This window comes from Spirillospora sp. NPDC048819 (assembly GCF_040650055.1).
In the GTDB taxonomy this organism is placed as follows: domain Bacteria; phylum Actinomycetota; class Actinomycetes; order Streptosporangiales; family Streptosporangiaceae; genus Spirillospora.
Genome location: NZ_JBEZGN010000060.1, coordinates 1 through 12,159 on the forward strand (window position 1 = coordinate 1; position 12,159 = coordinate 12,159).

At 71.5% G+C, this 12,159-nt stretch carries 11 protein-coding genes and 3 tRNA genes; 10 read left to right on the top strand and 4 right to left on the bottom strand.

The window, feature by feature from the left end; translation table 11 throughout:
* Positions 1-53 precede the first annotated feature (53 nt).
* The gene (locus tag AB0C35_RS43225) at positions 54-335 is read right to left on the bottom strand and encodes a hypothetical protein (RefSeq protein WP_358469502.1); all 282 of its coding nucleotides are present in this window, start codon (positions 333-335) and stop codon (positions 54-56) included.
* Between the two features lie 254 nt (positions 336-589).
* Between AB0C35_RS43225 and AB0C35_RS43230 the strand changes: the two genes are divergently transcribed.
* On the top strand, positions 590-772 hold the full coding sequence (locus AB0C35_RS43230; RefSeq protein ID WP_358469505.1) for a hypothetical protein: 183 nt from the start codon (positions 590-592) through the stop codon (positions 770-772).
* A gap of 112 nt (positions 773-884) precedes the next feature.
* Here the strand turns inward: AB0C35_RS43230 and AB0C35_RS43235 are convergent.
* The 3 genes from AB0C35_RS43235 to AB0C35_RS43245 all read right to left on the bottom strand — a co-directional run bounded on the left by AB0C35_RS43235 (position 885) and on the right by AB0C35_RS43245 (position 1,173).
* A tRNA-Val gene (locus tag AB0C35_RS43235) sits at positions 885-959 on the bottom strand.
* 31 nt (positions 960-990) lie between these two features.
* Positions 991-1,061, bottom strand: a tRNA-Cys gene (locus AB0C35_RS43240).
* A gap of 40 nt (positions 1,062-1,101) precedes the next feature.
* Positions 1,102-1,173, bottom strand: a tRNA-Gly gene (locus AB0C35_RS43245).
* 123 nt (positions 1,174-1,296) lie between these two features.
* Between AB0C35_RS43245 and AB0C35_RS43250 the strand changes: the two genes are divergently transcribed.
* From AB0C35_RS43250 to AB0C35_RS43290, 9 genes are all read left to right on the top strand, one after another.
* Positions 1,297-2,001 (top strand): helix-turn-helix domain-containing protein, encoded by a 705-nt coding sequence (locus AB0C35_RS43250; RefSeq protein WP_358469508.1) that lies wholly within the window; start codon positions 1,297-1,299, stop codon positions 1,999-2,001.
* Positions 1,986-3,014 (top strand): chorismate-binding protein, encoded by a 1,029-nt coding sequence (locus AB0C35_RS43255; RefSeq protein ID WP_358469511.1) that lies wholly within the window; start codon positions 1,986-1,988, stop codon positions 3,012-3,014. The genes AB0C35_RS43250 and AB0C35_RS43255 overlap by 16 nt, the downstream gene beginning before the upstream one ends.
* Before the next feature lie 7 nt (positions 3,015-3,021).
* Positions 3,022-3,801, top strand: a complete 780-nt coding sequence (locus tag AB0C35_RS43260; protein WP_358469607.1) for an aminodeoxychorismate lyase — start codon at positions 3,022-3,024, stop codon at positions 3,799-3,801.
* 79 nt (positions 3,802-3,880) lie between these two features.
* The gene (locus AB0C35_RS43265) at positions 3,881-5,305 is read left to right on the top strand and encodes an extracellular solute-binding protein (RefSeq protein ID WP_358469513.1); all 1,425 of its coding nucleotides are present in this window, start codon (positions 3,881-3,883) and stop codon (positions 5,303-5,305) included.
* The gene (locus tag AB0C35_RS43270; RefSeq protein WP_358469515.1) at positions 5,277-6,239 is read left to right on the top strand and encodes a sugar ABC transporter permease; all 963 of its coding nucleotides are present in this window, start codon (positions 5,277-5,279) and stop codon (positions 6,237-6,239) included. The genes AB0C35_RS43265 and AB0C35_RS43270 overlap by 29 nt, the downstream gene beginning before the upstream one ends.
* Entirely contained in the window at positions 6,236-7,063 is an 828-nt protein-coding gene (locus tag AB0C35_RS43275; RefSeq protein ID WP_358469517.1) for a carbohydrate ABC transporter permease, read from the top strand. Before AB0C35_RS43270 ends, AB0C35_RS43275 begins: the two co-directional genes overlap by 4 nt.
* Entirely contained in the window at positions 7,063-8,181 is a 1,119-nt protein-coding gene (locus AB0C35_RS43280) for an ABC transporter ATP-binding protein (protein ID WP_358469519.1), read from the top strand. Before AB0C35_RS43275 ends, AB0C35_RS43280 begins: the two co-directional genes overlap by 1 nt.
* A complete protein-coding gene (locus AB0C35_RS43285) occupies positions 8,178-9,374 on the top strand; it encodes a CehA/McbA family metallohydrolase (RefSeq protein WP_358469521.1) in 1,197 nt (398 codons plus the stop codon). The genes AB0C35_RS43280 and AB0C35_RS43285 overlap by 4 nt, the downstream gene beginning before the upstream one ends.
* Entirely contained in the window at positions 9,371-12,157 is a 2,787-nt protein-coding gene (locus tag AB0C35_RS43290) for an alpha-mannosidase (protein ID WP_358469523.1), read from the top strand. Before AB0C35_RS43285 ends, AB0C35_RS43290 begins: the two co-directional genes overlap by 4 nt.
* The last annotated feature ends 2 nt before the right edge of the window (positions 12,158-12,159 follow it).

A 12,159-nucleotide genomic window follows, 5' to 3' on the forward strand; every position in this document is an offset into this window, starting at 1 on the left:
CTCAACGTCACGCTAGAAAGATCCCTGTCTCGCCCTACTTGTGTCACAGAAGACTAGTTCGTCCCCATGTCTCCTCTGAGTCTGACAGAGAGGGAGGCGAGCAGGTCATCGGATCGTGGCTGGTCGGGCATGCTCAGCACCGACCTCAGAATCGGGTTGCGTACGTCAAGAGGGACGGTTTCATCGCAGCCGCAGTCCGCCAGCGCGGTGGCGTGCTCATCCGGCACGCGGCCGACCAGCGCTCGTGCGCAGACCGCTCTTCGATATCTGATCTCGCCTCCATCAAGGACGAGATCGACGAGAGCGCCCGAAGGGACCGAGGCCAGCAGTTGCATGATGGCCTCCAACGGCAGGTACGGCACGTCCCAACCGACGACTGCGTTGAGTCGTTCCCGATCCCATTGGCCCGGCATAGCCGGGATCATCCTTCATGTCCATGGGCGCCGCAATGATTGTCCGGGACGCACCGGGAGGCTTCCCCTGCGATGTGGCCCGGCGCGACCGGTCGACTTGCGTTCGGAGAGGGGGAGGATGTCAGCGAAGCAAATGTTGCGCTGGTGGGACGATCGTCCTCAGCGCGTTCGCGAGCGTGGTGTTCGCCGTGGTGGTTCCGGCGATCGCTCTTTCGGGTGCCGCATTCGTTGGCCTGGTGTATGGCTGGAGGTGGGCCCTCGGTGAACGGCGTGTGCAGGGCTCTGTCGTCATGCTCGCCGCGGTGCCGGCGTCCATCACGGCCTTCGGCCTGATGGTCTTCGGTCATTCACCTTCCTGAGCCGGAAGGCGGACCGGAACGTCGCGGGCTACGAGGCCGGTGGGCGCTCCGACTCCGCCCTGCGTCGAACGACGGAGCCCAGGTGGCCTCTACGGCCTGACCTGGGCTTGTGTGGTGGGCGATACTGGGATTGAACCAGTGGCCTCTACCGTGTCAAGGTAGCGCTCTCCCACTGAGCTAATCGCCCGTCCGTGGCCTCCGGGGGAGGTACGGCGTTGAGGTGGAGACGGGATTTGAACCCGTGTACACGGCTTTGCAGGCCGTTGCCTCGCCTCTCGGCCACTCCACCAGAAGGAGACCTCTGGGTCATAGCCTGAAAGGCCCCTCAGAGCGGAAGACGGGATTTGAACCCGCGACCCTCACCTTGGCAAGGTGATGCTCTACCCCTGAGCCACTTCCGCGTGCGCCCTGCGGCGACGGGAAAACCTTAGCGCGTCCTGGGCGGTTCCCCAAACCGGGTTTCCGGCGGGGCGCGGTGGGACGCTTCGGCGGTGGTCGAAGGGTGGGGCGCTTAGAGTCGGGGCATGGGCGCGGAGTATGTCCTGGATGTGGACTTTGTACCGGTCGCGGCGCTGCTGGCGGATCGGGCGCGGGCGGCGATGCTGACCGCGCTGCTGGACGGGCGGCCGCTCGCGGCGGGGGAGCTGGCGCGGACGGCGGGCGTGAGCGCGCAGACGGCGAGCGCGCATCTGGGCCGGCTGCTGGACGGCGGGCTCGTCACGGTCGTCCAGCAGGGGCGGCACCGGTACTACCGGCTGCGGGGGAGTGAGATCGCGCAGGTCATCGAGGCGTTGTCGCGGATCAGCCCGCCGGTGGAGGTGCGCAGCCTGAGGCAGTCGCGGGACGCGCGGCGGCTGCACGAGGCGCGGACGTGTTATGACCATCTGGCCGGCGAGGCCGGGGTGGCCCTGTTCGCGGCGCTGGTCGACGGGGGCCTCATCGAGGCCGACGGGCCGGACGCCTACGAGGTGACGGTGAAGGGGGAGGAGCGGCTGGAGGCGCTCGGCCTGGATGTCGCCGGCCTGCGGAAGGCGCGTCGCCGGTTCGCCTGGCAGTGCCTGGACTGGACGGAGCGGCGGCCGCATCTGAACGGGGCGCTGGGCGCTGCGCTGACGGATCGGATGATCGAGCTGGGCTGGTTCGAGCGGGGGACGACGCGGCGGGCGCTGCTGGTGACCGAGGCGGGGTACAGGGGACTCGCGGATTCGTTCGGATGCGTGCTGGCGTGAACTTCGCGTATGCCGGTGGTCTGCTGGCCACCGGCCTCGTGGACGTGACCGGTGACCCGAGTGCGCTGGATTCGCGGGGCTGGTGGGCCGTGGTGGTGACCTACGAGGGGAAGGTCACCTGTGCCCGGTTCGAGAGTGTGAGACCAGCACCGCATCCGGGGGGTGTGTGGGCAGGGACCGGGGAGTGGAGCACGTCGCTGGACGAAGCCGCGTATGTGGCCGGCGTCGAGCGGATCCGGAGTGAGATCGCGGACGGTGTCGTCTACCAGGCCAATCTGTGCAGGATCCTGTCGGCGAGGCTTCCCGGCGAGGCGAGCATCGCAGGGCTGGGCAAGAGGCTCGTCACAGGGAATCCCGCGCCGTACGCGATGACGCTCCAGGTGCCCGGGTTGCAGGTCGCCTGCGCTTCGCCCGAGCTGTACCTGGCGCGGGACGGGGACGTCGTCGAGTCGCGTCCCATCAAGGGGACCGGCCGGACGGCGGCCGACCTGCTCCCCAAGGACGAGGCCGAGAACGTGATGATCGTCGATCTCGTGCGGAACGATCTGGGCCGGGTCGCCGAGGTCGGATCGGTGGAGGTGCCGGGCCTGTGCGAGGTGGAGGAGCATCCCGGGCTCGTCCATCTGGTGTCGACCGTCCGGGCCCGGGTGGGCCGGGGAGGGTGGCCCGAGCTGCTCACCGCGACGTTTCCTCCCGGTTCGGTCACCGGGGCCCCGAAGTCGAGTGCGCTGAAGCTGCTGGAAGAACTCGAACCCGTCCCCCGGGGGCCGTACTGTGGGGCCATCGGCTGGGTGGACGCGGACTCCCGGCGCGGCTCCCTCGCGGTCGGCATCCGGAGCTTCTGGGCGGAGGGCGGCCTGCTCCGGTTCGGCACCGGCGCCGGCATCACCTGGGGGTCCGATCCGCTTCGTGAGTGGCGCGAGACCGAGCTGAAGGCGGCTCGGCTTTTGGAGGTGGCTTCCGGTGACGGAGCAGGCCAGGATCTGGCTGAACGGGGAACTGCTCGACCCTGAGCGGGCGATGGTGTCGGTCTTCGACCACGGCATGCTCGTCGGTGACGGGATCTTCGAGACGGTGAAGGCCGCGAACGGCGAGCCGTTCGCGCTGACCCGCCATCTGCGGCGGCTGGCCCGCTCGGCGGCGGGGCTCGGCCTGCCCGAACCCGATCACGACGTCCTCGCCCAGGGCACGCTGGAGGTGCTGGCTGCGGCGCCGAAGTGGCCGCTGGCGCGCATCCGCATCACCTACACCAGCGGTCCGGGCCCGCTCGGCTCGGCCCGCGGCGACGCCGGGCCGACCGTGTCCATCATCGTGGGGCCGCAGGAACCGTTCCCGGCGACGGCGGACGTGACGGTCGTGCCATGGCCGCGCAACGAGCGGGGCGCGCTGTCCGGCCTCAAGACCACGTCGTACGCGGAGAACGCCCTGGCGCTCGCCTACGCCAAGGAGCGCGGCGGCGGCGAGGCCGTCTTCGGCAACACCGCCGGGAACCTGTGCGAGGGGACGGGGAGCAACATCTTCGTCGTCCTGGGCGGCCGGCTCGTCACGCCGCCGCTGTCGTCCGGCTGCCTGGCCGGGGTGACGCGCGCGCTGACGCTGGAGTGGTGCGGCGGCGAGGAGGAGGACCTCGCACTGGACGACCTGTACCGGGCGGACGAGGCGTTCCTGACGTCCACGACGCGGGACGTCCAGCCGATCCGCGCCGTGGACGGGACGGTCCTGCCGGACGCGCCGGGCCCGATCACCGCGAAGGCGATGGAGGCGTTCGCGGCCCGCTCCGCCGAGCTGATGGACCCCTGACAGAAAGTGATCTCCGGGGTCTTTACGTGATCGAATTCTTCGTTCACGTTGAGGGTGACGCTTGTAGGAGGTCACCCCCATGGGCTCATCCAGTAGGGACTTCTCCAGGAGGCGGATCGGCGCGGCCGTGGCGCTCGTGTCGGCGGGCGCGATGCTCGCCGGGTGCGGCGGCGGGGCCTCGACGGATCCCGACCGGGGCAAGGACGCCAAGAGCTTCTCCCTGACGATCACCCGGAACGCGATCGAGGGCGGCAAGAACACCGAAGAGGCGGAGTGGATCACCAAGACGGTGATCCCGGAGTTCGTCGCGGCGCAGAAGACGAAGGGCGTCACCGCGAAGGTGACGTTCCGCGGCCAGGGCGTGGACGACGAGGCGTACAAGACGAAGCTGGCGCTCGACCTGAAGTCGAGGTCCGGTGCCGACGTCATGGACGTCGACGGCATCTGGGTCGGCGAGTTCGCGCAGGCCGGGTACATCAAGCCGCTGCCGGAGGTCGTGGGCTCCCCGGCGACCGCGTGGGACGGCTGGGCGCAGATCCCTGGAGCGGTCCAGAAGCTGGCGACGTTCGAGGAGAAGCGGTACGGCATCCCGCCCGCGACCGACGGCCGGCTCCTGTTCTATAACAAGAGGCTGTTCGAGCGGGCCGGTCTCCCCACCGACTGGCAGCCCGAGAGCTGGCCGAACATCATCGCGGCGGCGCAGGCGCTCAAGAAGCTCCCGGGCGTGACGCCGATCCAGCTGAACGCGGGTACCGCGATGGGCGAGGCGACCACCATGCAGGGCGTGCTGCCCATGCTGGCCGGCGCGGGCGCCGAGATCTACGCGGACGGCAAGTGGACGGGCGGCGGCCCGGCCCTCACGAAGGTCCTCGACCTGTACGCGCAGATCTACGGGGCCGGCGGGCTCGGTGATCCGAAGCTCCAGCAGGAGGCCAAGGGACGCGACAAGTCGTTCGAGGAGTTCGCCGCCGGGAAGATCGGGATCCTGGCGGAGGGCGACTACTTCTGGCGGGACGTCATCAACCCGGAGACGGGCGTCGCGAAGATGAAGACCCGCGACCAGGACGTCGGCTATGCCCTGATCCCGGCGATCTCCCCGGGCCGGGGCGTGCGCGGGCAGTCGTTCGTGAGCATGTCGGGCGGCTCGGTGACCGTGCTGAACCCGAACACCGACTACCCGCAGCAGGCGTTCGAGCTGCTGGCCTTCATGAACTCCCCGGAAATGATCAAGGCGCGGACGGCCGGGACGCCCGAGATCACGTCCCGCACGGACGTGAACAAGGAGATCCTCGCGGGCGACCCGTTCCTGACGTTCGTGGCGGAGAAGGTCCTTCCCGTCACGTCCTACCGGCCGGGGCTCGCGGTGTATCCGCAGGTCTCGACGGCATTGCAGGAGGCCACGGCCGCCGTGGTGTCGGGCAAGAGACCGGCGGAGGCCGCCGCCGAGTACACCGGGAAGCTCGAAGGGATCGTCGGTGGCGCCGCCAACGTCACCCCGCGCTGACGTCCCGCTGCGCCGTCCCGGCCCGGCCGCGCCGTCCACCGGGGACGACGCGGCCGGGCTGGGCCGGGGGCGCGCCGCCGCGTTCATCGCGCCGGCGCTGGTGCTCGTCGCGGTGTTCCTGGTGTTCCCCGCGCTCTGGACGCTGTACCTGGGCGCGACCGACTACCGGCTCACCGGCATCGCGGCGAGCGACCCGCGGTTCGTCGGCGTGGACAACTACGCCGACGTGCTCACCGACGAGGACTTCCACCGGTCGCTGTGGCTGACGCTGCAGTTCGTCGTCGGGTCGGCGGTGATCGGGCAGACCGTCCTGGGGTTCGCGATCGCGTGGGTGCTGCGCGACCGGTCGGGCCCGGTGCGGCGCCTGGTCGAGGGTCTGGTGCTGCTCGCGTGGATCCTGCCGTCCTCGGTCATCGCGTTCCTGTGGATCGCCCTGCTCGACCGCGACGGCGGCACCCTCAACGCGCTCCTCGGCACGCCGGGCACCGCGTGGCTGCTCGACCATCCGATGGCGTGCATCATCGTGTTCAACGTCTGGCGCGGCACGGCGTTCTCGATGATGCTCTACGGCGCCGCGCTCGGGAACGTTCCGCCGTCCCATCTGGAGACGGCGCGGCTCGCCGGCGCCTCGACGTTCCAGACGTTGCGGGACGCCGTGTTCCCGCGCATCCGCGGGCACGTCCTGACGAGCCTCCTGCTGATCAGCCTCTGGACGTTCAACGACTTCACCCCGTTCCTGATCACGGCGGGCGGCCCGGACGGACGCTCGGAGATCATGTCGGTGTACGTGTACCGGGCGGCGCTCGGCGACGGCCGGCTCGGCTTCGGCGCCGCCATCTCGCTGGTCATGATCCTGATCAACCTGGCGATCGCGCTGCTGTACCTGCGCGCCCTGCGGGCCCGCGCCCGCCGGCCCGAGGGGGCGGCCGCGTGAACGAGACCGTCCGGGAGGTGCTGCGCAGGATCGGGCTGGCCACGTTCGTCTCGGCCGTCCTCGGCTTCTTCGCGCTACCGCTGCTCTGGCTGGCCTTCGCCCCGTTCGACGCGAACCCGGGCATCTCGGCGTCGCTGCCCGAGTTCACCCTGGACAACTTCAGGGTCCTGATGGAAAACCCGTACGCGCTCGCGTCGCTCCGCAACTCGGTGCTGCTCGCCGCCGGGACGGCCGCGTTCGTCGTGACGTCCGCGGCTCTCGCGGCGTACGCGCTGAGCCGCGGCCGCGTTCCCGGACGGGACGCGCTCCTGTACGTCCTGCTCCTGCTGTCGTCCATCATCACCGGGACGGCCGCGATGGTGCCGGTCTTCCTGCTGGCCTTCAACCTGAACCTGATCGACTCGCGGCTCGGCGTGGTCCTGGTGCTGACCGGCGGGCTGCTCCCTGCGGCGATCTTCCTGCTGAAGGACTTCACCGACGCCACGCCCACGTCCTACGAGGAGGCCGCGCGGGTGTTCGGGGCGTCGCCGCTGCAGATCCTGCGGCACGTCGTCGTCCCCGTCATCCGGCCGGGCCTCGCCACCGTCACGGTGTGGACGGTCGCGCAGGTGTGGGGCGACTTCCTGATGCCGTTCCTGCTGCTGCGCGACCCGGACAAGGCGCCCGCCTCGGTGATCATGTACACGTTCTACACCGAGGGCGGCCAGCCGGACCTGGCCCTGATCTCCACGTTCTCGCTGCTGTACGCCCTGCCGGTCGTGCTCATGTACCTGTTCGTGAGCCGCCGGTACGGCTTCCGCTTCCACGGAGGGATCAAGCGCTGATGGCGGCCATCGCGATCCGGGAGCTGACGAAGGTCTATCCGGGCGGCGTGCGGGCCCTGGACGCCCTCGACCTCGACGTGGCCGACGGCGAGTTCTTCGCGCTGCTCGGCCCGTCCGGCTGCGGCAAGACGACGCTGCTGCGCACGGTCGCGGGCCTGGAGACGGCGACGGACGGCGTGATCCGGCTCGGCGGCAAGGACGTGACGCGCCTGCCGCCGGGGCGGCGCGACGTCGGCATGGTGTTCCAGGACTACGCGCTCTTCCCGCACATGACCGTCCTGGACAACATCGCCTACCCGCTGCGCATCAAGAAGCGGGCCCGCGCCGACCGGCACGGGCGCGCCGCCGACGCCGGGAGGTATCTCGGGCTGGAAGGGCTGGAGGGACGCCGTCCCGGCGAGCTGTCGGGCGGGCAGCAGCAGCGGGTCGCGCTGGCCCGCGCGCTGGTCGCCGAACCGAAGATCTTCCTGCTGGACGAGCCGCTCTCCAACCTCGACGCGCGGCTCCGCCTGGAGGCCCGGACGTTCCTCAAGCGGCTGCAGCGGGAACTCGCCGTCACGACCGTGTTCGTCACCCACGACCAGGCGGAGGCGCTCGCCCTCGCCGACCGGATCGCGGTCATGGAGAAGGGACGCATCCGGCAGCTCGGCACGCCCGTGGAGGTGTTCCGGCGTCCCGCCAACCTGTTCGTCGCGTCGTTCATCGGCTCAACGCCCATGAACCTCCTTTCAGGGCAGGTGAGGGACGAGGTCGTCACCGTCGCCGGTACCGAGTTGCCGGTGCCTGCGGAGGCGCGCGCGCACGTCACCGATGGGGAATCGGTCGTGTGCGGGGTACGGCCCGAGTATCTGGACTACAGCGACAGTCCGGTGGACGGCGCGTTCACCGGTCGCGTGTCCGTCGTGGAACACCTCGGCGGAAGCTCACTGGTGACCCTGGACGTGGAGGACGCGCCTCTGCACGTCGTCGTGGGGGAGGGCCGCGAACCCGAACCGGGCGACACGGGCTGGGCGCTGCCCCGTCCCGGACGGGTACTGCTCTACCGGGACGGCGAACTGGTGACGGGAGCGGAGAACCGGACGATGACTCCACTGACCAAGGACGGGGGACCCGCATGACGGTGCATCGGGGGAGATGGAGACTGGAGGACCGCCTGGAACAAGGGCTCCGCGAGCTGCCCTTCGACGTCCCTCCCGGCACGGCATCGGTCACGGTGGAGCTGGCCTACGACGGAGGCGTCATCGACCTGGGCTGCCATGGGCCGGACGGGTTCCGCGGCTGGTCCGGTGGGGCGCGCGGCCAGTACACGGTGGGCGCCGAGTGGGCGACGCCCGGGTACCTGCCAGGGGAACTCGAACCGGGCACCTGGCACGTCTGGCTCGGCCTGCACCGGATACCGCCGGAAGGCGTCCCGTACGAGGTGACGGTCACCATGTCGACGACCCCTGCGCAGCCCCCGGACGACCCGCCGCCGCCCCGGCCGGAGCGCCCGCCGCGCCGGGACCTCCCCGCCCCCGGCGGGATGCGGTGGCTCGCCGGCGATCTGCACTCCCACACCGTCCACAGCGACGGGACGCTCACCGTCCACGAACTGGCGTGCCTCGCCGCGTCCCGCGGGCTGGACTTCCTGGCCGTGACCGACCACAACACCGTCAGCCACCATCCCGAGCTGCCCGCCGCGGCGGCGCACGCCGGGGTCGTCCTGCTGCCCGGCCAGGAGGTCACCACCGACCTCGGGCACGCCAACGTGTTCGGCGGCATCGGCTGGGTCGACTTCCGGCGTCCGAGCGCCGACTGGGCCGCGTTCGCCGGCGCCCGCGGCGGGCTGATGTCGATCAACCATCCGCTGAGCGGCGACTGCGCCTGGCGCCACCCCCTGGCGCAGGAGCACCGGCCCCGGTTCGCCGAGATCTGGCATCCGTCCTGGTGGGACCGGCGCTGGGGCGCCCCGCTGGCCTGGGCGGACGTGTGGCGGCCCGGCGGCGTCGTCCCGCTCGGCGGCAGCGACTTCCACGACCCGGCGCAGCACAAGAGCCTCGGCGAACCCGTCACCTGGGTCCTCGCGGAGGGAGACGACGTGCTCGGCGCGCTCGCGGCGGGCCGGACCTCCATCTCCGCCGACTCCGGCGCACCCGTCCTGCTCCGCATCGGGGACGAGCTGATCGCGATCGGCGCGGACGGAACCGTGCTCGTCCGCCCCGACGGCAGGCGCGCCGCCGTCCGGGGCGACCATGTCCGGATAGCGGCGGACGGTTCGGGAACGCACCGCCTGGAGACCCACGAGAACGAGGTGATCGCACTGTGCGGATGAACACGGGGCGGGCGAACACAGGGCGGGCGAACACGGGCCGGCCGAACACGGGCCTTGCGAACACGGGCCGGGGGGATGCCCCGGAGATCGTCGTCGTCCCCCACACCCACTGGGACCGTGAGTGGTACCTGCCGTTTCAGCGTTTCCGGCTCCGGCTGGTGTCGCTGCTCGACGGCGTCATCGACGGCATGGAGGCCGACCCGCGCTGGCACTTCACTCTGGACGGGCAGATGGCCGCGGTCGACGACTACCTGGAGATCCGTCCCGAACGGCGCGAACGGGTCGCCGCGCTCGTCCGGGAGGGCCGCCTCGCCGTCGGGCCCTGGCAGATCCTCCACGACGAGTTCCTGTGCTCAGGGGAGAACATCGTCCGCAACCTGGAGCTCGGGATGCGGCGCGCCGAGGAGCTGGGCGCGACGATGATGGTCGGCTACCTGCCCGACCAGTTCGGCCACTGCGCGCAGACGCCCCAGATTCTGAAGCTCGCGGGGATCGAGCACGCGTGCGTGTGGCGCGGCGTCCCCGGCGAGGTCCGCGCCAGCGCGTTCGCCTGGCAGGCCCCGGACGGGACGGCGATCCGCACGCAGTATCTCCCCGAGGGCGGCTACGGCAACGCCGCGTCGATGTTCGAGGAGTTCGCGGACGGCGCGTCGCTGCTGCCCGGCCGCGCCGCCGGGTTCGCCGCGTCGATGGGCCGCTGGTATCCGCGCGGCGGCCCCCTGCTGGCCATGTACGGCGCCGACCACACCGCGCCCGCCCCCGACCTCGCCGACCGGGTCGCCGAAGCCGGGCTCGGCATGCGCCTGGACACCCTCGCCGGCTACTTCGCCGGACAGGACCCGTCCGTGGACGGCCTGCCGCACGTCCGCGGAGAGCTGCGGTCGCACGCCCGCGCCAACATCCTGCCCGGCGTGATCTCCGCCCGCGTCCGGCTGAAGCAGATGATGGGACGCGCCGAGCGGCTCGTCGAACGGTACGCCGAGCCCCTGACGGCCCTGTGGTACGCCGGCGACGCGCAGCGGTTCCTCGACCTGGCGTGGCGGCGGCTGATCGAGGTGAGCTGCCACGACTCGGTCACCGGCTGCGGCAGCGACGAGACCGCCGAGCAGGTCGCGGCGCGCATGGCCGAGGCCGAGCAGCTCGGCCGCGCCGTATGCGACCTCGTCACCGCCGAACGTGCCGCGTCCGTGCCGCTCGGCGCCCACCTGGTGTTCAACCCGACCCCGGCGCCCCGCACGGGCCTGGTCACGCTGGACGTCCCGTCCGACGGCGAACCCGGCCTGGTGACGGGCGACGGGCGGCCGGTGCCCGTCCAGACCCTGGAGATCGCGCCGACCGTCCTGGACGACGCCGTCCACCCCGCCTCCCGGCTCCCGATCCTGCTGGAGCGGGTGTACGGCCGGGTCCTGTTCGGGCAGGAGATCCGTGACTGGTCGGTGTCGCGGGAGGACCGCACGCTCACCTTCCACGTGACGTCCCGCGCCGACGCCCCGTTCGACATCGGCGACGTGCGGGAGGCGCTGCGCGGTGCCGACGGGGACTGGCGCGTCCGCATCCTGGCCGACCCGCGCCGCACCGTCGCCGCGCTCGTGGACGTGCCCGCACTGGGCCTGACCACCGTCCAGCCCGCGCCGGCGTCCAGCGGCACCCCGGTCGCCGCACCGGTGAGCGCCGAAGGGAACGTCCTGGACAACGGCCTGCTGCGCGCGCAGGTGCACGCCGACGGCACGCTCGGGCTGCGCACCCCGTCCGGCCACGTCGTCGAAGGCGTCGGCCGGATCGTCGACGGCGGCGACCTCGGCGACTCCTACAACCACGCCCCGCCCGCCGACGACCGGCTCGTCGGGGACCCCCTGACCGTGGACGTCAGACCCGTCTGGAGGGGTCCGCTCCTGGCCGCCTACGACATCGTCCGGACCTACCGGTGGCCCGCATCAGGCGACGTGCCGCGCGACGCCCGCTCGGCCGCCGAAGAGGACGTGACCGTCACCACCCGCGCCGAACTCCGCGCCGGCGAGCCGTTCCTCCGTCTGCGCGTCACCTTCGACAACCGGTGCGAGGACCACCGCGTCCGGCTGCACATGGCGCTGCCGCGCCAGGCGGGCGCGTCGTTCGCCGAAGGGCAGTTCGCGATCACCGAGCGGGGGCTGACGGCCGAGGGCGGCTTCGGGGAGCGTCCCGTCCCGACGTTCCCCGCGTCCGGGTTCGTCGCCGCCGGCGGGCTCGCCGTCCTGCTGGACCACGTCACCGAGTACGAGATCATCGGCGGCGGACGGGAGATGGCGCTCACCCTGCTGCGCTCGATCGGCTACCTGTCGCGGGACCGCAACGCCTACCGCGACCAGCCCGCCGGGCCGCAGCTCCCGACCCCGCGGGCGCAGTGCCGCGGCGAGCGGACCGCCGATCTGGCGATCATGCCGTACGACGGCGAGCGGCCCGGCGCCGACGTCCTCCAGGCCGCCGAGGCATACCGGCACGAGCTTCTCACCGGCGCCGGATACGGTCACGCCGCTGTGCCCGCCCCGCCCTCCCGGGAGGGCATCGCGATCACGGGCGACGGCGTGGTCATGACCTCGCTGCGCGCCCGCGACGGCTGGATCGAGACCCGGATGGTCGCCCAGCACGCCGAGCCGGCCACCGCCGTCCTGCGCGGCCCGTTCACCGAAGCCACCCGCGTCGACCTGCGTGGACGTCCAGGCATACCGCTGGACGTCCACGACGGGACGGTCACACTGGCCCTACGCCCCTGGGAGATCGCGACAGTCCGGCTCAGAACGTCCTGAGC

What these genes read in the sequence shown, in the direction of transcription:
- AB0C35_RS43225 (WP_358469502.1), bottom strand. Translation starts at nt 335, where the DNA reads ATGCAACTGCTGGCCTCGGTCCCTTCGGGCGCTCTCGTCGATCTCGTC.
- AB0C35_RS43265 (WP_358469513.1), top strand. Translation starts at nt 3,881, where the DNA reads ATGGGCTCATCCAGTAGGGACTTCTCCAGGAGGCGGATCGGCGCGGCC.
- AB0C35_RS43285 (WP_358469521.1), top strand. Translation starts at nt 8,178, where the DNA reads ATGACGGTGCATCGGGGGAGATGGAGACTGGAGGACCGCCTGGAACAA.
- AB0C35_RS43250 (WP_358469508.1), top strand. Translation starts at nt 1,297, where the DNA reads ATGGGCGCGGAGTATGTCCTGGATGTGGACTTTGTACCGGTCGCGGCG.
- AB0C35_RS43280 (WP_358469519.1), top strand. Translation starts at nt 7,063, where the DNA reads ATGGCGGCCATCGCGATCCGGGAGCTGACGAAGGTCTATCCGGGCGGC.
- AB0C35_RS43260 (WP_358469607.1), top strand. Translation starts at nt 3,022, where the DNA reads ATGGTGTCGGTCTTCGACCACGGCATGCTCGTCGGTGACGGGATCTTC.
- AB0C35_RS43255 (WP_358469511.1), top strand. Translation starts at nt 1,986, where the DNA reads ATGCGTGCTGGCGTGAACTTCGCGTATGCCGGTGGTCTGCTGGCCACC.
- AB0C35_RS43290 (WP_358469523.1), top strand. Translation starts at nt 9,371, where the DNA reads ATGAACACGGGGCGGGCGAACACAGGGCGGGCGAACACGGGCCGGCCG.